The following is a 25,638-nucleotide window of genomic DNA, read 5'->3' on the forward strand; positions in this document are numbered from 1 at the left end:
CAGCAATTGATGACAAAACTGTCGGCAGATCGTGTCGGAGAACCGTCAGCTGTGACGGAGGTGGCCTTGACACCGACCCCCATGCAGGTGGCCATGGTTTTTGCCTCTGTCCGGGAACCGGCGGCCGGGAATTATATCCAACAGCTACGGATCCGATTTCGCGAGCCTACCAAGAGTGCAGACTGGCGGAATGCCTTTGAGATGGTCGCGGGTCGCCATGGGATCCTTCGGGCGCGATTTGACCTTTTGAAAGAGAACGGGCCACAGGTGCGGATTGAATCCGCTGCGCCGATACCGTTTCGGGAACGCGATCTTTCCGGAGAGTCCCCAGAAGAGCGTGAAGGGATTGTCCGAGATTATCTGACTGAGGATCAGCGCACGGGATTTCAGACCGATCAGGCGCCCTTGATGCGCCTCGCCTGGTTCACCCGTGGTGAGAAAGATCATGAACTGATCTGGACCTCGCACCATGCGCTCTTTGACGGTCGTGGACGCTACCTCATCCTCCGGGAAGTCAATGAGATCCATGATGCCCTGGCCTCGGGGCGGCCGGCGGAATTGCCGGAGCCCGCGGATTATCGTCAATTCCTTGACTGGATGGCGGCCAGTGATCCTGCGGACGACGAAGCTTTCTGGAAGTCAAAGTTGGCTGGCATGGAGGAACCGCCGCCGTTGGGGGTCGCCGGGCCCGGCCCATCGCCGGTTGACAGTCATGACAGGCAGGCACTCAGGCAGAGCCTGGGGCACGGTCTGGGTGAGCAGCTCGAAGCTTTTGCCAAATCCACCGGGGTGACCGTCAATACCCTGGTCCAGGCGGCCTGGGCGCTGGTTCTCTGGCGCCAGACCGGACGTGATGAGGTGGTCTTTGGCGCGCCCAGAGCCTGCCGACACGGCTCGGTTCCCAAGGCAGGAGAGATGGTGGGTGTCATGGTCAACACGGTTCCTGTCCGCGTGCGGATGGACCGAAAGACGGGGGTCCTGACCCTCCTGAAGCAGCTTCGGGACCTCTGGGTCGAGATGCGGCCCCATGAACACGCGCCGGTAACCTTGATGCGTCGGGCGGCCGGACTCGGGCAGGGGGTTCCTCTCTTTGAGAGTCTGGTGGGCTTCGAAGGCTACGAACTGACCGACAGGTTGCGGCAGGATGACCCGCGGTGGATCAATCGTGAGGCCGTCCTGGAGGCGCGGACGGAGTTGCCGCTGACCCTTCAGCTTTACCGCAGCGAAATCTGGGATCTCGTGCTCACCTACGATCCCGAACGCTTTCCCGGGAGAACGGCCGAGTGGTTCGCGGAGCGTTTCCGCACAGCCCTCGGGGCTCTAGTCAGGAGCGCGGATCTGACGATCGACGATATCCCGGTGGTCGGTCCGTCGGAAGCCGAACAGCTCCATTCATGGGGCGTACGTGAGGGACCCTACCCGGACGATGAAACCGTTCATGGCCGGTTTTCCAAAGTTGCCCGTGAGAATCGTGATCGTGAGGCCCTGGTTTTTGGTGAGGATGTCTGGACATACGGTGATCTCGAGGAGCGGTCGAACTGTCTCGCCGATTCTCTGTATCGGGATTTCAAAGTGGACGGTCAATTGGTGGCCGTGATCGGGCCCCGGTGTCCGGAGCAGATCATGGCCATCATCGCCATCCTGAAGGCCGGAGGCGGCTACCTGCCACTGGATCCGGAATTCCCGGATGAGCGTCTGCGGCTGCTCATCGAGGAATCGGGAGCGGTCTGTCTGGTCGCCTGCGGCGGATGGAACGACGCGGGCCGGAATCTGGGTATCCCGGGCTGTGAGGCCCATTCAGGGTTTGCCCGATCGTCCTCTTCCCCATCCTCGTCGGCCGGCCCCGAGTCGCCGGCCTATGTCATGTTCACCTCGGGTTCGACCGGTCGGCCCAAGGGCGTCGAGGTACCGCACCGGGGGATCATGCGCCTGCTCTTCGGAATCGACTATGTGGATCTCGGTCCGGAGCGATCGCTGATCCATCTTTCCCCGGCTGCCTTTGACGCATCGACCTTCGAGATCTGGGGTTCGCTGCTGCACGGTGGACGCTGCATCCTCTATCCCGAGCGTGTGCCGACGCCGGATCAGCTGGCGGAAATCATATGCAGGTATGAAGTAGATACGCTCTGGCTGACCTGCTCCCTCTTCAACTTCATGGTCGATGAGGCACCGGAGGTTCTTCGTCCGATCCGGCAACTCCTGACTGGAGGGGAGGCCTTGTCCCGGGATCATGTTGAAAGGGCCCTCAGGCACCTTCCCGAAACCCGTCTGATCAATTGTTACGGTCCCACCGAGGCCACCACCTTCACCACGACCCACGAGGTTCCCCGTTCCTATCAGGCCTCCCAGGGGCCGGTATCGATCGGAGGGCCGATCAGCAACACGACCGTGCTCGTTGTGGATGAATCGGACCGCCTGGTTCCGATCGGGTGCGAAGGAGAACTGCTCATTGGCGGTCCCGGGGTGGCGCTCGGCTATCGGCGGAGGCCGGATCTGACCGGGGAGCGGTTTGTCCGGGTCTCTGGATTTCCCGATACGGTCTTCTACCGGACTGGGGATCGCGTCCATTGGCAGCTTGATGGCACGCTCGGTTTCGTCGGTCGCGAAGATGACCAGGTCAAGATCCGGGGTTTTCGGATTGAGCTCGGAGAGGTGGAATCGGAATTGAAAAAGATTCCGGGTATCCGCCGGGCCTCCGTGATCCTCTTGAACCAGGCTCCGCGGGGAAAGGTGCTGGCTGCGGCCGTCGTTCTTTCCGGAGGGATCGAAACGACAGTCGACGGGATGCGCCGGCAGTTGGCGTCCCGGGTCCCGGATTTCATGGTCCCGTCAGTGATCCGTATTCTGCGGGAATTGCCTCTCAACGCCAACGGGAAAATCGATCGCAGGAAACTGGAAGAGGTTCTTTCATCTCCGGAGGCCGTCGTCGACTCCTCTCCTCCAGGTTCTCACGGAGATGATGTCCGCAACTCGGTCCTGGTTCTTCTCAGGGAGACATTGGCCCTGGACCGGATCGATGAAGCAAAGAGCTTCTTCGAACTGGGTGGAGATTCGCTTGCGGCGATCCGGTTCCTGACCCGTACGTCATCGGTCCTGGGGACGAAGATCCCGTTCTCCGTGGTATTCGGAGAGAGATCGGTTGCAGAGACGGTCAATCGCATCGCTGGTATCCAATCCCTGGATCACACGTCCGAGTCTGTTTCTCCGGTCCGTATCGAACGGGGTGGCCGGATACCCCTGACTTCAAAACAACGCTCCTACCTCGAAATCAGCCAAAGGAATCCGGATCATCCCACAGGTGTAATCGGCAGGGCGTTCCGAATCAGGGGAACCGTGCGTCGGAGTCTCTTCAGCAAGGCGGTCGAATGGTTGATTCAGCGTCACGAACCCCTGCGGACCATTTTTGAGATGGATCCGTCGGGTGAAGTCGGGCAGCGGATTCTGCCGACACTCCCGGCCGCACTGGAGTTTTCCAGCCTGCCGGCTCCCGTGTTGCATCCCGATGAATGGATTCTCGGAGAACTGGATCGTCAGGTTGCCGAGGGTCTGAATCCGTTTGATGGGCCGCTCATCCGGTTCCGCCTGATCAACTCCAACCGTCGGTCCGGCGCCCTGTTGGTGACATCGCTGCATCTGGTGACCGACGGCAGTTCATTGGCCATTGTGCTGGAGGATCTTTTCCGTGCCTACGGGTGCCTGCTGGCGGGGGTGGAACCGGATCTGCCTCCGCTTCAGCTTCAATACCTGGATTTCCAGGGATGGCATGCGCAGATGCTGGACGGACCGACCATGGATTCACTCAGGGAGTTCTGGAGCCGCCAGGTCGGGAGCCTGCCCATACCCCATTTCAAGGTTCTCCACGGGGACCGGGGAGGGGACCATTGCCACGGTCGGATGCGGTATCTTTCGACGGATTCCGATCTGACGGCTCGCATTCGGGAGTATTCGGATCGACGAGGCGTGACACCTTTTGTCAGCTGCCTGGCGGCCTTCAAGATTGTCCTCAGCCGATACGCCGGAATGACGGATCTCTCGATTGGCACTTCGATCAATCTGAAGGAGCACCCGGATTTTGACGGAGCGATCGGCGACTTTTCCAATCTGCTTCCGATCCGCACCCGTCTGAGTCCCGGTGAGAGTATCGATGGTCTCTGTGGACGGATCATCGAATCTTTTTCCGCCACGATGAGCCATCGATTCTTCCCCAAGATGGAGGTCAGGAAGATGGTTCCGCGCGCTCCATCGATTTTCGATGATGCCTACTGTCCGTTTTCCTTCACCGAGGTTCCCCCGTTCGCACTGAATCTCCCTTCCGGACTGGCGCTCGAACCGCTCAACCGGAAGGAACGGGATTTCTTTTTTGTTTTTCAGGGCAATCTGGAGGAGAGACCTGACAGCCTCGAGTTCCGCTTCACCTACGCCACAAAGATCTTCAGTGAGGCTGTGATGGATGCGTTCGTGGCGGATTTCACCATGGTTCTCGAGCACCTCGTTGCCGATCCAGGCCGGACGATGTCCGAACTTCCCTGGAATGAAGGGAACCCGCCAGAACTGGTCGAGGTTGAGGAACCGATCAAGCAATTCGTTCAAACGGCGGTCCTGGCGAGACTGCGTGAGTTCCTGCGCGTTGATGCGGTGGATACGAAACGCAGTTTTGTCGGTTTGGGCGGAGACTCCATTCTGGCCCTGCGATTGGCAGCGACGTTGGCGGATGATCTGTCGATAGGGGTGCCTCCTTCGCTGTTCCTGACCGGACGACCAATTTCAGAGGTAGTCTCGGAGTTATCAGGCACGGGCCATCATGCTTCCAGCGCGAGCAAGTTCGATCTCGTCGGGGTCGATCGATTTCGCCTCTGGCCTCTGGCTCCGAAGCAGGAGACTTACCTGGCGGCGATCCGTGAGCACCCCGGCGAGCCGATCAATATCCTGGGCCGGGCCTTTCGGGTTAAGGGACGACTCGACGCGAAAGCACTGGAGAAGGCTCTCAACTTTGTGATTGGGCGACACGAACCGTTGCGGACACTGCTGGTGCGGTCAAAGGGCGGATCGCTCGCCCAGAAAATCCTGCCGGAGCTCCCGGCTGAGTTGGAGTGGCAGTCGACGGCAAATGCGGATCTGACGGAGGACAGGGTCCTCGACGACCTCACGTCGTTTGTTCGTGCGGGCCTGGACGCTTTCAGGGGACCGATTCTTCGACTCAAAGTCTTGAGCGATGGTTCGAAACGCCACGTCATCCTTCTCAAGGTTCTCCATATTGCTGTCGACGGTGCCTGGCTGCCTGACCTGGTGGGAGACCTGGCCGAGGCCTACAACGCCTATGTTGAGGATCGGGAGCCACAGATGGTTCCCCCGGTCCTTCAGTATATCGATTTCCAGGTCTGGCACCGAAGAATCCTCGAGGCGGACACTGGAAAGAGGATTGAGTCATTCTGGCGAAAGGAACTGGACGGGGTTCCCACCTTGCGGTTTCCCGGTTTTCCGGAGAATGCGGCGATCGAATTCCCGTTCAAGGGTCGGATACGTTACTTCGAATTCCCGGTCGAATTGGCGGCCCTGGTCCGGGAGCGGTCGATTGCGGCAGGAATCACCCCGTTCAACCTGGCATTTGCGACCCACGTGGGCCTGCTCAGGCTCTATTCGGATCAGACCGATTTCACGGTCGGGACATCGCTCAACCTGAAGGAGGATGCCCGGCTGGACGGCGCGGTCGGGGATTTTTCGAATCCCATCCAGATCCGGTTCCGGCTCGCCAGGAACCTGACGTTGCACGCGCTGCTCGGGAGCGTCACGAGCGCTATTTGCGGGACTCTTGATCATCGACATTTCCCGTCCGCCTCCGTCCGCAAACTGATCCCGGATGGTGGTTCCGTGCTGGGGGATCCGGTCAATGGATTTTCTTTCAGGGAGATGCGCGACCTCTGCGAGCGCATGCGGATCACCGGCGCCGAGATCACGCAGATCGAGGCCACGTCGCGTCTGCTGGAGTTGATCATGTCGACCAACTTCGTCGACAGCGACGATCGGATGCGACTCAGGGTGACCTATTCGCCTGAGGTTCTCCGGGAAGAAGTGGTCGAGTGCTTCTACTCCGATTTCTTCAGACTGATCGGCCAAATCGCCGATGGGTCGGATGAACCGCTCGATTCCTTCAAGCCATCATGGCCGAAGGCTGCGATCTTGAGGCGCGAACGGGCGGCTCCGGATTCCGGGAGTCGCCGGGCGGTGGTTCTCAACGCATTGCGAGAGCTGCTTCGGATCGATGAAGTGGATACAACTCTGGGCTTCCTGAACCTCGGCGGGGATTCCCTCCAGGCACTTCGACTGTCCTCCCGCCTCACCCGTGAACTCGGTATCAACGTGCCCCCGTCGCTTATCCTGTCGGGCCTGTCGGTTGACCGGGTGATCGATGTGCTCGAACGCGGCGAAATCCAGCCTTCGCCTCCGGTCCGGGTTGAATTGGAATTGGTCGATCGATCCAGGCCCTTGCCAATCGGTCCGAAGCAGCAGGATTACCTGGAATGCCGGAAACAGGATCCGGACAAGCCCGTCGGCGTGCTGGCTCGCGCTTTTCTCATTGAAGGCCCGCTGAACGGGGAGGCGCTGCAGACCGCCATCGACTGGGTAGTGAGGCGGCATGAACCCTTGCGAACCATCCTGAAGGAATCCGCTCAGGGTGGTGCGGTTCAAGAGGTACTCCCGGACCTCCCATCCGTCTTGCAGTGGATTGCTGCGACAGCCGGAGAAACCGAGCCGGAAGCAATCGTCCGATCCCTCGAGCTGTTCACCCACGAGCAGGTCGACCCGGGCCGGGGACCCATCCTGCAATTGCGGGTTCTTGAAACCGGGCCGGAGCGTCATGCCCTCCTGATGAGGGTTCTTCACATTGCGGTCGATGGTGCGCTTTTGCCCGAGTTGCTGGGGGATCTGGCGGAGGCCTACAATGCCGCATTGGAAGGTCGCTCCCCCGATCGACCTCCGATCGCTCTCCAGTTCCTCGATTACCAGGTCTGGCTCGGCCGGTTGCTGCAGTCCAATGCGAGGGAATTCCTGGAAAGCTTCTGGCGGCGTTATCTGGATGGGGTTTCTCCCGTCAAATTTCCGGGATTTCCCAAGGCAATGCCGGGATTTCGGGTCAGTCAGGCACGGATCCGTTACGTCGACTTTCCGGTGGAACTCGCGGAGAGGGTGCGTTCTGGTGCGCAGAACCTGGGAACGACCACTTTCAATCTGGCCTTTGCTGCCTATGTGGGACTGCTAAAACTGTATTCGGGTCAGAATGATCTTGTGGTCATCTCCGCAATCAATCTGAGGGAGGATTCGCGGTTTGACGGAGCAATTGGGGACTTTTCCACGTCGACTCTGGTTCGTCTCCGACTTGATGATCCGGTGACGCTGGAAGGTCTCAAAGCGGAGGTCCTGAGATCTTTGGGCTCGGTTCTGGACCATCGTTTTTACCCGATGTCAGCTGTGCGCAAGCTGGTTCCGAAGGGCGGTTCGAGTCTGGATGATCCCCTCTTTGGCTTTGCCTTCATCGAGATGCACGACATCTGCGAGCACTTCGGTCTTTCCGGATCGCGTGTCCGTCTGATCGAAGCGCAACGCAGGGTCCTGCCGGGTGTCATGTCGACGAATTTCCTCGATACCGGAAAGGCCATGCGTTTGCGGATAACCTATGCACCCGAGTTTCTGAGCGAGGAGACGATCGAATTCCTGGTTGCCGATTTCCTCGAGCTGATTGAGAGGATCATCATATCTCCGGAGGATTCGCTCGATTCGTTCAAGCCATCCTGGCCGGATGCGTTTGCGAATCGTACGGATGTGAGTCCGGCGGGAAGGCCCCACGGTCTGGTGAAAGAGGTCACATCGCTCTATGAGGCGATCCTCCGCTCCGACCGTATCCGCGCGACTGAGTCTTTCTTTGATCTGGGAGGCGACTCGGTCAGCGCCCTGCGCGTGATTCAGCACATCCGGCGCGGATACGGAGTCGAGCTGGACTATCTGACGTTCACAAGGAATTCGAGCCCCGTCGAGATCGCCCGGGTGATCTATCGGATGCGGCGGACGGGCCCGGTTTCCGACTACGGACCTATCGAAAAGGTTGAGCCGCGCGGTCCGATCATTCATCCGCGGGAACAGGCGGAAATCCAGCGGGAGGCATTGAGGAAACGCGGCAACCGTGGCGGCGGAATCGCGCGTGCCTTCAGAGTGAAGGGCAGGGTCGACCTGGATGCCTTCGAGCAGGCTTTGCGGTTCGTGGTCGACCGCCATGACAACCTTCGGATGCGAATGGAGATGCTTCCGGACGGCAGGATGGCTCAGCTCTATCCCGCCGAGGTGGAGGTGACTCTCCAGCGCGAGGATCTGAGTTCCATCGAGCCGGCGTCAGTCGATGAAAGGGTTGAGCTCCTTTACCGGGAAGAGTGTCTGACTCCCATGGATTATCCGTTTGGTGCCGGGTATCGGTTTCGCGCAATCCGGCTGCCCTCCGAAGAAACCCTCCTGCTGTTGACCTTCACCCATGCGCATACCGATGGGATCAGCCTGGTCAGGGTGTTCAGCGAGATCAGTCGTGCCTACGAGGCGTTTGCCTCAGGGCGTCAGCCGGATTTGCCGCCGGTCAGACTGCAGGCGCTTGACTTCCAACGATGGTTGGAGGTTTGGCGGAAGGGCAATCGGGAACGGTTGGAGAGGTATTGGCAGGGTGTCTATGCGGAGGGTATCCCCGCCGCCCAACTTCCATTTGAGCATTCGGGAGACTCTGAAACGATCTATCTGGGTCATTATCTCTACCTGAATCTGCCGGACGATCTGATGCAAGCAGTGCGGCGGTTGGCGAGGGAGGTGGGCACGTCCGCCTACTTCATCCTGCTCTCGTCGTTTCTTATCCTGCTCAATCGGTTGACGGGGATGAGGCGTCCGATCGTCGGCTTTGTTTCGGATGCGCGAATCCACCCTGACGCCGATGGAGTGGTCGGAAATTTCGTCAATTCCGTGCCATTGATGCATTCCTTTGACGATGACGATCGACTGATCAACGCGATTTGTGACTGCGTGAAGTCGGCTTCGGATGGGATCGCCCATGCGGGTATTCCGGTGGCAACACTGCTGGATATCGAGGGTGAGGACGCGGCTTCGCTCGGGGGTCGGTTCGCTTCGGCCTCGTTCAATCAGGTTCCGGACACATTGGGAGTCTTGAGACTCGGTTCGCTGCCGATCGAGCCTCTCCGACGGTCCTATATCTGGCGGAAGAACACGATTGTCGCCCTGGTCAGCGACAAGGATGATGGATCGGCGACCGTGCAGTTTTCCTACCCGACCGAGCTGATGTCCGAGAATCGAGCCCGGGTCTTTCTCAATCACTTCAGGATTCTGCTGCAGACTGTGGTCGAGGAGCCCGAGTGTCGTCTGGCCGATATCATCAATCCATTCGGGAAGCCTGCCTCTTCGGATGAGGAGAAGAAAGTCATTGCCCTGTTTGAGGAGGTTCTCGGACGATCGGTTCGTCGCGACGAATCGTTCTTCGAGAGTGGCGGCGATTCGCTGTCCGCCCTTCGTCTGCTTCAGAAGATCAAGGCGGTTTTGCGGGTTCCATTGACCTATGCCGAGATTTTCGAGCATGCGTCGCCCTGTGATCTGGCCGCGCATCTGGAGGAGATGGGACGGCGGCGTTCCGACGAAGGGGAGAATGGTCTCCCCTCCGTTGAACGATTGGATCGGAACCATCGCTGGCCGGCGACAGACAATCAGAAGGTCTATTGGCGGTTGATCACGGAAGGAAAGGGCAAGGTAACGGGAAACATTGTCCGGCCCATGAGGGTTCGCGGCCGGTTGAGGTGTGCGCATCTTCGGAAGGCCCTGAAATTCGTCATTGATCGACACGAAGCTTTGCGCACCGGGCTGGTCACGGATGACAAAGGTGATGTCGTGCAGCGGATCGTCACTCGGTTCCGCGTTCCCTTCGTCTTCGAATCCAAACCGGGACTCTCGGAGAAGCAGCGCTCGGCATTCTGTCTGAAGCGGGCCGAACTTGAGGGGAAGATCCCATTCGATCTCGGTCGCCCGCCTCTGATTCGGGCGACTGTCGTCCGGTTCGCCCCGGAGGAATTCTTCCTGGTGCTCACCCTCAATCATGCGGTCGGGGATGGCACTTCCCTGGGCATTATCTGGAGCGATCTTGCGCTGGCCTATCGCTGCGTCGCGGAGGGCAGGGATTTCCCCCTGAAGCCCCTGCCGTGTCAATACCTCGACATGAGCCGATGGCAGCAGCAGTTTCTCCGGGATCGGAACGAAGCCCGGCTCGAATCCTTCTGGAAGGACAATCTGGCGGGTATGGTTCCCGGAATCCGTTTTCCACTGGACGGGGCTCTGGGACCGAAACGTTCACGCCCGGGGTTCATCCTGCACCACCGCTTTGGCCGGGAACTGACAGAGTCTCTCAGGGGCCTTTGCCTGACGCACGGGCTCTCTCTGTTCTGCCTGTCGCTGGCGAGTTTCAAATTGGCGCTCCGTGCGTTTACCGGTGCCGGCGACATCGCCGTTTCCAGTGCGGTGGATTGTCGGGAGCACCCGGAAGCCGGGCAGATTGTCGGACACTTTGCCAATCGGGTCATCATTCGGACCCGGATTGATCCCGAACGGACCGCCGTGGATTTTCTCAAGACCGTGAAGGCAAACCTCGCCGCCGCCATGGACCACCGCCAGTTCCCATCGGCCAGGGCATTCGCCATGGTCCCGAAGGACGAAGACGGCCGAGCGGAGCCGGATGATTTTGTCTTCAACCAGGGACCGAAGGCGGGTCGTGATCTTGATCTAGTCGGGACCCGGATCTCGCCGGTGATTCGCCAGAAAGCCAGGCCGAACGGAGTTCTCGGGATGACCTGGCGCGATTTCGATGCCGACGGAATGGAGGTGCAGCTTTTTTACGCCAAAGCACTCTTCAAGAAAACATCGATCGAACACTTCTTTTCCGTTTGGACCCGCGTGCTTCAAGAGTTGGTTGCCGACCCCTTGATCCTGATTGGCGACCTACCGTCGGCGGCAGATTTGGGCGGGAGCTCTCCCGAGCCGGCAAAGGCCGGTGTGGCGCTGGACCGGATAACGGTAGAGGGGGAGAGCGGTGCCGGTCTTGCCAACAGAGAGTCGGTCACTCGTGTGGTTGCGGAAATTCTCGGACTGGGCGAGGTCGATTGTCGACGTTCGCTCTTTGATCTGGGCGGCGACTCGGTAACCGTCCTGCGTCTTCTCGCACGTCTCCGCAGGGATTTTGCGATCGAGTTGCATTTCCAGGATGTCGCCCTCAGTTGCGATCTGGATGAATTGGTCTCGCTGATACTTTCCCGGGCGTCTGGCGACATTGTGACGGCACCAGTACCGATTCTGACCGATCGCAGACCGCGGTTGATTACCGGAAACGCAGCCGAAAACTGGAGACGGATCAACGCCGAATCCAACCGGTTTCCCTATACGATCACCCGGGCGTTTGAACTGAATGGACCGTTTGATGTTGCTGCCTTTCGTCGGGCGTGGATCAGCGTGATCGACCGTCATGAAGCGTTGCGGATGATTCATTGCTGCAACGACGATGGGAGCGTGTCCCAGGTCGTTCAGAAGCAATTCGACGCCGCGATGGACGTGGTCAACCTCAGTGACCGGTGTATTGACGACGCGGTAGGGCAGGCCCGACAGATCTTCCACGAGGAATCCGTGAGGCCGTTTGCCCTGACCGAGGAATTGCCTTTGCGATGCCGCATCATCCGGATCACTGACGGGAGGGATGTCGTGATCATGACCTTCTATCACGGTTTGATCGATGGAATCGGTCTGGGCGTTGTCTTTGACGAACTGAGCCACGCTTACCATGCATTCCTGAAAAACCGGGAACCCGTATTGCCTCCTGGAAGGGTCCAGGCACTCGATTACTGGAGTTGGCTTGAGTCATGGGTTGATGCGAACCGGGAACGGCTTGAGACGCATTGGAAAGCGGTGTTTCTGCAGGGGGTTCCCGAGATCAGGCTTCCCTGGAATCGCTCGAGACCACCAGGGAAGGTCCTGCTCGGCCTGATGAGTGAACTTGAACTCCCGGCTGAGCTCATGAGCGGGGTGGCGCTTCGGGCCGGCTATCACGGAATCTCGCGGTTTCGGTATCTTCTGGCAGCCGCGTTTGTGATGTTCGCCCGTAATCGCAGTGCCGACGTCCGGGTGATTTCCACGATTTTCAACGCCCGTCGCCACCCTGACGCCGAAAGAGTCGTCGGGCCGTTTGTTGAGGCCGTTCCAATCATGATCCCATCTCTGCATGGCATGCCGGTGCATGCGGCCGTCGACCGCGTCGTTCAGCAATCGAACGAGTCCCTGAGCCATGCATGGTCGGGTATTATTCCTCTCGGAATGGGGATGCTTAAGGAAAGTGGCCGGACGGATACTCCCTTCAATACAGTCTTCTTCAGCCAACTGCCCGATCTCGAATCCCCGTTCAAGATGGAAGGCTCGAATGTTGAGAGCTGGAAGCGGACAGAGATTCAGATGCTGGGAAGCCTCGGGATGTCTGCCGGCGAGCGGACTGACGGGAGTTTCGTGGTACGGTTGAGCGCGCCGCAGGTCCTCGTGTCCGCTGAGGAGGCTAAGGTATTTCTCGAGGGTTTCCGCGACACGGTTTCCTGGATGGTGCAGAACTCGACGGCAGAGGTTTCTCCGGAGGCCCTGGCTGTCCCGGCGGCGCTTCCTTCGGCGGCAGGGGATGGTGACGACCCGACCCTGCACCGGGTGGTGGGAATCTACGAAGGTGTCCTCGGCCGGAAAATCGATGCGGATACCGCGTTCCTCAGCGCAGGGGGGGATTCGCTGAAAGCGGCCAGCGTCATGCATCGCGTGAATCGGGAGTTTGGGATGAATCTCCCGTTTTCGGTTTTTGAAGAGGCCTCGACCATCCGGCAATTGGCAACCGCCATCCGTTCATCCAAAGCCCGAAGGGGCTCCCGGGAGATCGTTGCTCGCATGGAACGAAATGAGGCTCTCGAGCATCCCCCGTTGGTCATTCTCCCGAGACCGATTCCCAGGGAATTGATGCCGGAACCGCCCCCGGGCACGATCCGGCCGGATTACGGTGCCCGGTACCTCATCTGTCGTGGATTCGAAGTCGGTGCGGGGTTTGATCTGGGCCTGTTCGAAAGAGCGTTCCTGCATGTCGTCGGGAGGCATGAAGCGCTCAGACGGTGCTTTCGAAGAGACAGGAGTGGTCGGGTCTGGGCCGTCGTGCGCCAGGACCCGAAGATGTGTCTGGAGGTTGAGGATCTGGGTGGAGTTCTCGGATCGGAAGCGGACCGACGGATCGCCGAGATCTACGATACCGAGAGCAGACGTCCCCTCAGGCCATTTTCCGGTGTCATGCATCGGGTGAAGGCGGTCAGGGTGGGTTCGGGTCGGACCGCTCTGATCTTTACCTTCACGCACCGCTACCTTGACGGGCTCAGCGTTGTGAAGGTTCTTTCGGAAGTGGCTGAGGCCTATCGGACGATTGCAGGCGGAGGCGTACCGGATCTTCCTGCGGTTCACCTCCATGAACCCGATTATCAGGCCTGGCTTGGCCAATGGGAGGAGGCGAACAGGGTTCGGCTCGAAACCTTTTGGAGGAAGACCTTCGGCGGTGGGTTTCCACCGAGAGCCTTTCCTGCCGCGAAACCCCTCAAGCGGCGGGGAAAGCCGATCCATGGTCGATTCCTCAATTTTACTATTGAGGCCCGGGAGGTGGATCGGATCCGGACATTCGCCTTGGCCAGGAAGTCGACGCCACATTACGTCTTTCTTTCCGCGGCCTATGTCTTCGTCAATCGGTGGTTCGGCATCGAAGACATCCTGGCCACATCGGCTGTCGATATGCGGATGCCTCCTGGAGCGAAGGATGTCGTCGGGAATTTCGTCTCAAATCTTCCCGCCCGGGTGAGATTCTCGGAGGATTTTGATCTGGGGCAGGTCGTTGACGAGGTGACGCGGGTGGGGCGGGAATCCACAGCGAATCGGACATTCAATGCAGGTCTGATCCTCAAGAGCATGCTTGACGAGGCCGGGCAAACGGAGAATCCGCTCGGTTGTTTCTACTTCAATCAGGTGCCCGATACCTATGGCGCTTTCAGGCTGGGCGAGATCCCGGTGAAACCTCTCCTGCGAACCGCGGTAGGCGGCGGCTCTTTCAGTCTGAGCATCCGTTACCAGGAGGATGGAAGCGTGGGCTTCCAGGTTTCGGTTCCGGTCAAGATCGTATCGCCCGATGCGTTTGAACCTCAGCTTGAGGTTTATCGTACGATCCTTAAGACCTTGGTTTCATCGCCGGAAACCCGGGTCGGAGACCTTAAGAAACTCGTATGGGATACGAATCAGTAGTTCTCCGACCTTCCTGCGAGAGAAACAGCCCAAGACAGCCTCCAAGATACCGATAAATCCTTATGAGCCAGCCCGTATTGACCGATCCAGCCTGTGCCGGTTGGCGTGGTGTCTCGCATCAGTTGCCATTGCCTCCGATCCACGGTGCCGGTTGGAGCGAGGATGAGAACCTGAAGCGCCACCTGCTGGCGACACTTGCCCTGTTTGTTTCGCGTTACCGCGGCAGTGAGTCGGTGAAGTTTGCGCTTCTCGAAGATGGGGCGGGTAATCCGGCGGGCGTCGACGCTTCCAGATCCGTTCGGGTGGACGACCGACTCCCCGTGAAGGCTTTTCTCGAGTCGGTTGGGAACCAATTTGGCGATCCGGCCGGGCCTGATGGGGCCGAATCGTCCGTGAGCGACGGAGTGGGGGAACTCGATTGGTTGATCGGCCTTCGGCTGTCAGACGGAGTCCCGGACATGGGATTTGGGCCAACGGAGGAGTTGGGTCGGCAGTGCGCCCTTGTGGTCTCGGTTTATCGGGAAGACAATCGGGTGCACCTCAATGTCCGGATTCGGGATGGCGTGCTCGATGACTGGATGATCCCGGCGATTCCCCATCACCTCGAGCGTCTCTGGAACCAATTGAGCGCCGGTGGGGAAGGGCGGGTGTGCGATTTCAGCATCCTGACGGATGAGGAGTATCGAAGAACGGTCCTTGAGTGGAACGATACCGGGGTTGAGGAACCCATGGGTACGCCAATCCCGGATGTGTTTGAGGACAACATGGCCCGATTTGGCGAGAGTGTCGCGGTCATTGACGGCGACCGGACCCTCAATTACCGGGAATTGCGGTCCCGGGCGAATCGTCTGGCCCGTCACCTCAAGACCCTGGGCGCAGGCCTCGATGTACCCGTGGCCGTTTTCCTGGAAAGGTCCATCGAACTGGTCGTCGGCATGGTCGGGCTTCAGCGGGCGGGATCAGCCTACATGCCTCTAGATCCTTCATATCCGGCGGACCGGATCCGTTACCAGGTCGAGGACTCGGGCGTCCCCATCATCATCACCCGCTCCGGCCTGGTGGACAGACTGCCCAAGGGAACGGCCCGGCTGGTGCTTCTTGACGAAGATGCAGATAGCATCGCCGCCCAATCCGATGAAGCTCTTGCCCCGGGGTTTGCGGTCGGCCATGTGGCCAATGTCTTCTACACCTCGGGGTCGACGGGAAAGCCCAAGGGCGTGCTGATGCGGCATTCTCGGCTGACGCCGGTCGGCGATCCCAAGAAGAGTCCAAAACGGGTCGACCCCGGGCAGGGCATGCTCCTGAAGTCTCCAGTGGGCTTCACCCTCATCCTGCTTGAGGTCAACGGGGCCATCAATGCAGGTGGACGGCTCGTGGTGATCCCCGATGGCAAGGAGAAGGACCCTTCCTACATGATCCGGATGATTCGCGAGCATGAAGTGGCGTCGGCCGGCCTGGTGCCGTCGATGCTTGATCTTCTCCTCGATGATCCCGAGATCAGCCAGTGCGTGTCGCTCAAGACGATACACACGGTGGGCGAGAGCCTTCCGATCGAGGTCCAGGAACGCTTTTTCAGGAAATTGCCGGAGGCGAAACTGATCGTTTATTATGGTTGCACGGAGGCGCCGGCCGCGACGACCCGCGTGGTCACGGCCCAGGACGACTTTGGACGGCGGATCGTCATCGGAAAGCCCGCCGGTGGAAAGCGAATCTATATCCTCGACAGGAACCGCGTGCCTCTACCGATCGGAGTCTCCGGAGAAATCTATATCGGTGGCACCCTTTCCAAGGGCTATCTGAATCGGGATGAGCTGACCTCGGAGCGTTTCCAGGACGATCCCTTTTCCCCGCACCCGAACTCCCGGGTCTATCGGACAGGAGACCTTGGACGGTGGCTTCCGGATGGGAACCTTGAGATCCTCGGTCGGACCGATTTCCAGGTGCAGGTCCGGGGCGTCAGAATCGAGCTTGGCGAGATTGAGGATGTTCTCCGCAGTCACGAATCCGTTCGCGATGCAATTGTTCACCCGGATCAGAAGGGTGGTCAGGTTCGGCTCTTTGCCTACGTCACTCCGAAGAACGCGAGCCCGGTTCCAATCGGTGAACTGAGAGAATGGATACGGGAAAGACTGCCGGAATACATGATGCCGGCTGCGATCATAGAGATGCCGGCATTCCCGCTCAACGCCGCCGGAAAGATCGATCGACTGGCATTACCCAAACCGGAAAAGGTGGAGCGAAGTGCCGACGCGGTTTATCTGGGCCCGCGGACTCCAACCGAAGCGAAGCTCTGCCGGATGTGGGCGGAGCTGCTCGATATCGATCGGGTCGGCATTGAGGACGATTTCCTCGATCTGGGGGGCGATTCCTTCCTGGCCGTTCGACTGTTGAGCCAGGTTCATGAAGAGTTTGGACGTCGACTCGAATTGCCCGCTCTATTCAGCGATCCGAGAATTCTTTCCTTGGCTGCGATCCTTGACGGGAAGCAGAAGGCGACGGACCTAAAATGGCTTGTTCCCACCCGGTTCTTCGATGACTCCCCGCCCACTCATACCTTTGAGGGTTCCTTTGTCTTCGCCTATGTGACAACTCGGATGATGGAAGGGCTTAAGCTCAAATTTCCGGTTTATTCGATCTCCATTGACTGGAAGTATTCGAATATGGACTACTCTGAAGGAGTTGAGGAATTGGCGGCTCACCATGTCGAGGAATTGAGAAAGATTGATCCCGTCGGGCCTTATCGCTTTGCAGGGTATTCGTTTGGTGGTCTGGTGGCCTTCGAAATGGCCAGGCAGGTCGTGGCACTTGGTGGAGAGGTCAAGTTCGTGGTCCTTCTTGATCCCACGCCACCGTATGGGTCGGAAGGGACAAGCGACGCGGCGTTCCTGGAGGGGGAACGTGTTCAAACGCGTAAATCGGGAGATGCCGGGGTCAGCACTAAGCTGAAAGCGGTTCCACCTCATGCACGATTGGCGTGGCTTTGGGCCAGACGAAGAGGCGTTTTGCGTAGAATCCAAAGGGTCTCGACAGCGCTTGTTCAGTCTCTCGTTGTTCGCGGACTCTGGCCGGGCAAACGGATCCCGAAGGCTCTTCAGAAAGACTGGGCAACCCTCTACAAACTGGCAATCTGGCATCGGTATAAACCCGGTCCCTATCAGGGGGACGTGACCGTTTTCACTACTGAAGGCCGGGATCAAGCAGCGAGAAGGTCATGGAGCAGAGTCGTGACCGGCAAGTTGACCTGTGAGAGCCTGCAAGCCCGGACCCATGGAGATGTCCTAAAACAACCCGCTTCTCTTGCCAGACTCTCAGAGGTCTTTTCTGGGAAAATCGAAGAGGGGAGTTGAACCTGAATGAGAATCGACTTGAGGTGGCGTGTTGGGTCGTGTGCCCGGTGCTTGTTGTCAATGAAAGAGTGGATATCTGGAGGGACCTGCGTGGCAAGCGCTGCTGAATTCGGCATCGCAGTTCTGCGATTCGACCTTAAGGCCAGGTTATCGATAAGCTGTCGATCCTGGTTCGATCTTCTTTTCCAACGGTGGGAGGCAGGGGTTGCTCTTCCAAAAAGGAGGCAACACGGTTTGTCATGAGGAAGTTCCTAGTTACGGGGGGAGCCGGATTCATTGGTTTTCATGTGTGCGAGCGTCTGCTGCGGGCAGGGCATGCGGTTGTTGCCTATGACGATCTCAATGATTTCTATGACCCGAAGCTGAAGGAGCAGAACGTTTCCGATCTCAAGGCCCTCGGGGTGGAATTCGGCTTTGTCCGAGGCTGCATTACCGATCGTTCATCGCTGGATCGTCTCTTTGGCGAGCAGCGATTCGATCAGGTCATCCACCTTGCGGCTCGAGCGGGAGTGCGGCCAAGTCTGGAGGAGCCGGCGTTGTATCAGCGGGTCAACGCCGAAGGTACGGCAAGTGTCTTTGAGGCTGCTCGTTGTGCCGGGGTGCGAAAGATTGTAGCCGCTTCTTCCTCGTCCGTCTACGGAGTGAACTCGAAGATTCCCTTTTGTGAGAGTGATCCCATATTTTCCGTAATTTCCCCCTATGCGGCCAGCAAGTTGGCCTGCGAAGCACTTGGGCACGTCTATCACCACGTTTACGGCATGGATGTAGCAATGCTGCGATTCTTCACGGTCTATGGCCCGAGGCAGCGCCCGGATCTGGCCATTCACAAGTTCGCTCGCCTGATCAGTTCAGGCGAGTCTATTCCGGTTTTCGGCGATGGAACGACAGCCCGTGATTACACCTATGTCTCGGATACCGTCGATGGCGTTGTGGCCTGCACCGAACAGGAGATTGGATACGACATTTTCAATCTCGGTGAATCTCAAACCGTTCGGTTGGATTACTTGATTGAGGTTCTATCCAATGCTCTCGGACAGGAGGCGGTCATCGACCGCCGGCCGCTACAAGCGGGTGACGTCCCAATCACCTATGCGGACATCACTAAGGCAAAGACCAGGTTGGGTTATGACCCGAAAGTGAAAATCGAAGAGGGTATCTCGCGATTCGTGGAGTGGCTCAAGACGTCGCACCTTAGGTGAATTCTCCCGTGTGCTTGGAGTGGTAACCCGACTAGGGTTGGCTGACCAAAGGTCAGGTGCGTTGCACTTCCCGATGCGCTGATGGCGATCGGGACCCCATCTCCGTCCGCTTTGCGGACTCCGTCGAACCTGGTTCTTCGCCCGACTCTGCCAACCACTCCGCTTTTGCGGAGTGGTTGCCCGACTAGGGCTCGAACCTAGACTGAATGAGTCAGAGTCATTTGTGCTACCATTACACCATCGGGCAATCTGAAGCCGGAGAACCTACCAGTCTCCGAGTTTGCCGGACAAGCAAAAAGGATGGTGGGGTTTGGGCCGGGTCGCTCCGGGCCGGCGAACGGTTCCGGTGATTGCCGCCCGCCCGTGCGGAGGCGGGCTTGCTCCCCGTGGGGTTCCGGGCTAAGCGTGGATTCATGACTATGCGTGCGATTGCCAAGGTGCGTCCGGGCAAGGGGCTCGAAATGATCGATGCCCCGATTCCCTCCCCGGGACCGAACGAGGTCCTGATCAAGGTCCTGGCGACTTCGATCTGCGGGACGGACCTCCATATCTACAAGTGGGACTCCTGGGCCCAGCGGACGATCAAGCCGCCGATGATCATCGGGCACGAATTTGTCGGGGAAATCGCGGAAATCGGCTCCTCGGTCGTCGGCCTCAAGGTGGGCGAACTCGTCGATGGCGAGGGTCATATCGTCTGTGGGGTCTGCCGGAACTGCCGGGCCGGCCGACGGCATCTCTGCAAGGATACCCTGGGTGTGGGGGTCAACCGGGATGGGGCATTCGCCGAATTCCTCTGCATCCCCGCGGCCAACGTGGTGCCGGTTCCGCGATCGATTCCCCTGGACGTGCTTTCCTGCTTTGATCCGCTGGGGAACGCCACCCACACCGCCCTCCAGTGGGACATGATCGGAGAGGATGTGCTCATCACCGGCGCGGGGCCGATCGGCTGCATGGCCGCCGGAATCGCGGTGCGGACCGGAGCCCGTCGCGTCGTGGTGACCGACCTCAATGAGGATCGCCTGAAGCTCGCCCAGCGCATGGGGGCGACCCGGGTGGTCAATCCGTCCCGGGAGAATCTCAGGGATGTGCAGAAGGAGATCGGGATGAAGGAGGGCTTTGACATCGGCCTCGAAATGTCGGGCAGCCCGGCGGCTCTCCAGGACATGATCGCCAATATGGCCCATGGAGGCCGGATCGCCATGCTGGGCATCCTTTCCGAACCCTGTGCCATCGATTGGGACAAGGTCGTCTTCAACATGCTGACCATCCGCGGGGTTTACGGTCGGGAGATGTACGAAACCTGGTACAAAATGACCGGCCTGATCGAAGCGGGACTGGATATCACCCCACTGATCACCCACCGGTTTCCCCACACCGAGTTCCAGACGGCATTTGACCTGATGGCCGCCGGCCAGACCGGCAAGGTCGTCTTGAGGTGGGATTGAAGGATGGGAAAACAGGCAGAAAGGCAGAATCGAAAGGTAATACCGGGATAGAGACGTGAGGCCTCTCCGGCGGACCACTTCGCTTCAGCTTCCTCCGTTCTCTCGTCTCAAGGCTGACCGTGACCAGAGCAGCCTCTGGGGAAACGACCTTGGATTTCCCAGCTTTCTTGCAGGAGGCAACAGGGGGAGCAGAGTTTCCGGAATCGAGAGGATGCGATCAACCGGATCTTAGAGGAATGGCAACTATCGCGACTACACGGATGACGGTGGCCCCCTGATTCCGGACTTCCGTTCTTTGGTTCTTTGCAGTTTTCTATCGGTCACGATGTCGTTGAAGCGAAGCCTCTTTCGGATTTCTCTTGTTGTCTCCACAGTGTGTCCTGTCCTGGAAGCGGTCGTGCCCGTGCCTGATGAGATCGTGGTTGAGAGACGGGAGTCGGGGGCACCACGCAACGTGGTCTTCATCCTCTCAGACGATCATCGTTTCGATGCGATGAGCTTCATGGGGCATCCACTGGCTGAGACGCCCAATCTTGACCGGTTGGCGGCGGAAGGGGTGCATCTTCGCAATGCCCTCGTGACGACTTCCCTTTGCTCGCCGAGCCGGGCCTCGATCCTGACCGGGCTCTACACCTTCCGGCATCGGGTGATTGACAATAACCGCCGCGTGCCCGACGGGACGCTTTTTTTCCCCCAGTATCTGCAGAAGGCCGGCTACGCGACTGCCTTCATCGGAAAGTGGCATATGGGAGGTGAGTCGGATGAACCGCGGCCCGGATTCGATCATTGGGTGAGTTTCCGGGGACAGGGCAACTACCTGCCCCCATCACCCGACCACACCCTCAATGTGGATGGGGAGCGGGTTCCCCAGAAGGGCTATATCACTGATGAACTGACCGATTACGCTGTCGACTGGCTTCAGGAGCGGAACGGCTCGGAACAACCCTTCTTTCTTTACCTCTCCCATAAGGCGGTCCATGCCGGCTTTGTCCCGGCCGAACGCCACGCCGGCCAGTTCGCCGACCGGGCGTGGTCCCGGCCCGCGACGGAGAGGTTGACAGCGGAGTCTTCTCGTCTGCAGCCGCGTTGGCTGCGCGACCAGCGGAACAGCTGGCATGGAGTGGATTTCCCCTATCACAGTGAACTGGATATTGAAGCCTACGCCAGGGCTTACGGGGAGACCCTCTGCGCTGTCGACGACAGTGTGGGCCGGGTAATGGCTCAGCTCGAATCGATGGGTGTCGCCGACCAGACCCTCGTCATCTACATGGGAGACAATGGCTTTATGTTCGGCGAGCATGGCCTTATCGACAAACGGGTGGCCTACGAAACCTCGATCCGGGTGCCGATGCTCATGCGCTGTCCCGAGATCATCCGGGCCGGGACGGTCGTTGAGGAAGTGGTGGCCAATATCGACGTGGCGCCGACCGTGATGGAGGCGATGGCGCTGGAGCCGCCGCCTCATTTTGATGGAAGCAGCCTGCTTCCCCTAGTGCGGAGCGAGCGGATCAACTGGAGGGATTCCTTCCTCTATGTTTACTACTGGGAACGCAATTTTCCGCAATCGCCGACTGTCTTTGCCCTGCGGGAGGAACGCTTCAAGTACATCTCCTATTACGGGCTCTGGGATGTGGACGAACTCTTCGATCTGCTGGAGGATCCCGATGAGGCCCACAACCTGATCGCCGACCCGGATCATCAGGATAGGGTCGCGGACATGCAGGAGCGCCTCTTTGCCATGATGGAAGAAAAGGGCGGATTGGAGATTCCGCTCAATGCACCCCGCGGCGGTTCCCAGAACAAACGCTACCGGAGCCGGGGCGGGCAGGAGGCGGCCGACTTCCCTCAGGCGCTCATTGTTGACGAGCCGATGCCGTCCGGCGATCGTTGACTGCGGGTTGGATCGTTCGCCATCGTCTCGAGCCCTTGCACCTCATATTGACATCGATGTAAATACGGATTTGCCACGCAACCCACTCCCACCATGAAAGCCGTCCGCCAGTTTCCCAAATCTTCGACGAGGGCAAGCCGGTATCAAGCGGCCTGGTCGACCCGAACGGCGGTCCCTCCCTGATTCCGGCCTGGGCCCGTCCATTGCCCGGCGGAGATTGGATTTTGCGACTCCATGAGACCCTGGGGCGGCGCGGCGAAGCGAAGATCGTCCTCGAACCCGGATATATACCTTGGGCGCGGTCGGGCCAATGGATGTCCCGGGTCATCCGGCAGCCAATCGAATCAGCTTTGGTCCGTATCAGGTTCTTTCCTACGTGATTCGCCGGGCGCCCTGAGCGGCCGGCGGCGTTGGAATGAGGTCGGGAGGGGAGAGGCACACCCGCTTCGCTCAAGGAACAAAAGAAGCGAAAGGGGGAGAGGTGTCGGCAGACCCATTTGCGGGGGGCCGAATGATCCCCCAGCTTTCCTGCGGGGCGGGTTCTTGGCCCGGGTCGTTTGACCGGGCAACCGGACCTGCCAATGATCGCAGGGCTTGAACCCGGGTGGTGGAAGGGTTTCTGCTCAGGCGCTTTCGCGGATGATCAGCTCAAGCTCGTAGGCAAGGCGCCTGGGATTGGATAGGTCCCGACTCTGGATGCGGTCCATGAGAAGGGCGACGACTTCCCTGGCGATCTGGCGTTGCGGCTGACGCACGGTGGTCAGGGCAGGTGTCACCAGTTGGGCGACGGCAATATCGTCGAATCCGATGATGGCGACATCCTCGGGCACCCTGAGCTTGAGTTCGTGGCACGCCCGGATCGCTCCGAGGGCGATCAGATCATTGGCCGCGACAATGGCCGTCGGTCGATTGGTTGAGGTGAGGATCTGATGGGCGTACTGGCGGCCACTCTCAGCCGTGAAATCGCCATAAAGCATCCATCGTTTCTTGATATCGATGGAGGCTGCCTTGAGAGCCCGTTCGAAACCGCTTCGACGCTCGCTGGAGGCCAGAGTCGATGCGGAACCCGTGATGAACGCGATTTTCCGGTGACCGATCTTCAGTAGGTAGTTGGTCGCGCGCTCGGTCGCGGATGTGTTCTGAATGACGATCTCATCGACCGGCAGGTTCCGGGCGGGGCGGCCGGCCAGCACAACGGGAACCCCCCGGTTGATGAACCGCTCGATGATGCTGTTGCATTCATCGTCGGCTTCACCCTCGGCGGCATTCAAGATGATTCCTTCCACCCGGTTGACTTCGAAGGTCCGCAGGGCATGCACTTCCTCGCTGATCTTCCCGAAGGTGCTGCTCAGGAGAATCTGGTAGTTGTAACCGGCCGCGCTCTCGTGAATCGACTGGAAAAAGACGGGGTAAAAGGGATTCGAGATATCCGGTACGATGACACCGAGGAGTCCGGACTTCCCGGAGCGGAGGTTGGCGGCCTGCTGGTTGCGGACGTAACCGAGTTTCCGCGCCGCCGCCAGGACACGTTCCCGGTTCCTGGGCCGTCCCTGCTCGCCGGCGAGAATACGGGCAACCGTTTTCGGGGAAACACCCGCTTGTCTGGCGACTTCGTAGATCGTGGCCATAAACCGACTGTGGCGGGTCCAGGCCGAACTGTCTATTGCGATGTCGACGAAACGACATCGACGTCAGTGCCTGCGGCGAAGGTCCGATTCAGGTCGAGGCGCGTTCGGGGATTCCGGTTGCGACATCGGTCAACCAGAGATGGTTGCCGTGGTCGGCCAAACCAATCACCAGGTCGGCGGGCATGCCGTTGGTCGGCTTTTCGAATCCGACAAGAAGCTCGTGAGGCCCCGGGCCCTTCAGTTTGAGGGCCGTGACCGCGGGTCCGGCCCGGTGGGCGGGCGGAGCGATCGACGGGTCGGCATTGATCTGATCGCCGTTCACGGACAGGACACGGCGGCCGTTCACCCAGGCGGTGGCTTTGGTTGCAGAATAAACGACCAGTTCAGCCTGGATTTCCGGATCGACGGTGAAGGTGGTCTTCAGGAGAATGATCGAGCTCTTGAAATCCTCCCTGCGCTACTGACTCCATCCCCCTCCCAGCTTCCGGGGAACGGGACGCGTTTGGGACGGAGGAGATTCGGAGTCGAGCAGGTCGGCCCAAGCTTCGTGCGACATCAAGGTCTCGATCGCGTGTGGCGAAACCAGGTTCGATTCGGGCGCCCTGATGCCGGGTGTTCCGAGGACCGGTTGGTCCGGACCCTGCAGATCGGGTCACAGAATTACATCGATGGCAAAATTATTCCGCGTTGTCTACAGGCCTCAACCGCGGTTGCGGGATCGGATGACGGGTTGGCGGACAATTCAAGCAGGCGTCGCTCCATCCGGGTTTCCTTGATGAACTTCATCCCGAGCCGGTCCGTGCCGGTCACCGTGTCGGCGGCGAGGATGGCCCATTTCAGCGCAGGGTGGGTTATGTCGGTGATGGGGGCGTTCAATCCGCACATGATAGCGATCGCCAGGTAGTTCGAATCGAGGGTCTTTCGTCTCGGCATGCCGAAGCTGACATTGGAAGCGCCGAGGGTGATATTGGCACCGAGTTCCTTCCGGATCAGGCGCATGGTCTCCATCGTGCATCGTCCCGCTCCGACATCGGTGGCGACACCGATGGCGATGCAGTCGAAGATGAAATCGTCAACCGTGAAACCGTAGCGTGCTCCGGCTTCCAGTATTTTGATCGCGCACTTCAAACGACCCTCCGGGGTCGAGGGGATCCCGTCATCGTCGGAGGTCATGGCGATCATGGCGGCTCCGTGTTTCCTGGCGATCTCCATGACGGGGTGCAGCTTTTCCTTCTCCCCGGAGATGGAATTGATCAGGCAGCGGCCCTCGACCTTGCCGAGAGCGGCATCAAGGGCGGCGGGGTCGCCGTAATCCAGCGACAGCGGGCAATCGACCCTCGACCGGATCGCGGTCACGGCGATGGGCAGGAGCACTTTCTCCGGGATATCCAGCCCGACCATATTGACGTTGATGATTCCGGCACCGGCCTCGAATTGGGTGACCGCCCGATTGACGACTTCCTCCCAATGCCCCCGGGCGACCGTGTCCCGGACCCGCCGGTAGCCGAGCGCATTGCAGCGCTCGCCGATGACGACCGTCTTGCGGTCCGGGCCGATGCGCACCCGATGGGACTTTGACGAGACGATCGTCATGGCGTTCTTTGTCGATGGGCTCATGGGGGCGAATGGGTGGTCAATTCTCGGGGAAAGTCGGGTCGCTGGCGGGCGACCGGCACTCCGTCGTCAATCCTAACCGGATTCCCGAGCAAAGGTCTTGGTTGAATCGGAAGGAAGATATTGTATTATCGGGAA

General features: G+C 59.4%; 8 protein-coding genes and 1 tRNA gene. 5 read left to right on the forward strand and 4 right to left on the reverse strand.

Annotated features, from left to right (window positions below; genetic code table 11):
- Positions 1–9: 9 nt before the first annotated feature.
- The 3 genes from R3F07_04535 to R3F07_04545 all read left to right on the forward strand — a co-directional run bounded on the left by R3F07_04535 (position 10) and on the right by R3F07_04545 (position 18,922).
- Positions 10–14,376, forward strand: coding sequence for an amino acid adenylation domain-containing protein (locus R3F07_04535; GenBank protein ID MEZ5275630.1), 14,367 nt, complete (start codon positions 10–12; stop codon positions 14,374–14,376).
- Positions 14,377–14,438: 62 nt separating this feature from the next.
- Positions 14,439–17,723, forward strand: coding sequence for an amino acid adenylation domain-containing protein (locus tag R3F07_04540; protein MEZ5275631.1), 3,285 nt, complete (start codon positions 14,439–14,441; stop codon positions 17,721–17,723).
- 239 nt (positions 17,724–17,962) lie between these two features.
- Positions 17,963–18,922, forward strand: coding sequence for an SDR family NAD(P)-dependent oxidoreductase (locus tag R3F07_04545; protein ID MEZ5275632.1), 960 nt, complete (start codon positions 17,963–17,965; stop codon positions 18,920–18,922).
- A 173-nt stretch (positions 18,923–19,095) separates the two neighbouring features.
- Here the strand turns inward: R3F07_04545 and R3F07_04550 are convergent.
- Positions 19,096–19,169: transfer RNA gene (locus R3F07_04550), tRNA-Gln, on the reverse strand.
- A 166-nt stretch (positions 19,170–19,335) separates the two neighbouring features.
- Here R3F07_04550 and tdh point away from each other — a divergent pair.
- Together tdh and R3F07_04560 are read left to right on the forward strand one after the other, a co-directional pair.
- The gene (tdh, locus tag R3F07_04555; GenBank protein MEZ5275633.1) at positions 19,336–20,367 is read left to right on the forward strand and encodes an L-threonine 3-dehydrogenase; all 1,032 of its coding nucleotides are present in this window, start codon (positions 19,336–19,338) and stop codon (positions 20,365–20,367) included.
- Positions 20,368–20,764: 397 nt separating this feature from the next.
- Entirely contained in the window at positions 20,765–22,258 is a 1,494-nt protein-coding gene (locus R3F07_04560; GenBank protein MEZ5275634.1) for a sulfatase, read from the forward strand.
- 623 nt (positions 22,259–22,881) lie between these two features.
- Here the strand turns inward: R3F07_04560 and R3F07_04565 are convergent.
- From R3F07_04565 to R3F07_04575, 3 genes are all read right to left on the reverse strand, one after another.
- On the reverse strand, positions 22,882–23,886 hold the full coding sequence (locus R3F07_04565; GenBank protein ID MEZ5275635.1) for a LacI family DNA-binding transcriptional regulator: 1,005 nt from the start codon (positions 23,884–23,886) through the stop codon (positions 22,882–22,884).
- Between the two features lie 88 nt (positions 23,887–23,974).
- A complete protein-coding gene (locus tag R3F07_04570) occupies positions 23,975–24,232 on the reverse strand; it encodes a hypothetical protein (protein MEZ5275636.1) in 258 nt (85 codons plus the stop codon).
- 314 nt (positions 24,233–24,546) lie between these two features.
- The gene (locus R3F07_04575) at positions 24,547–25,503 is read right to left on the reverse strand and encodes a dihydropteroate synthase (GenBank protein MEZ5275637.1); all 957 of its coding nucleotides are present in this window, start codon (positions 25,501–25,503) and stop codon (positions 24,547–24,549) included.
- Between the last annotated feature and the right edge of the window lie 135 nt (positions 25,504–25,638).

Source organism: Opitutaceae bacterium (assembly GCA_041395105.1).
Lineage (GTDB): Bacteria > Verrucomicrobiota > Verrucomicrobiia > Opitutales > Opitutaceae > B12-G4.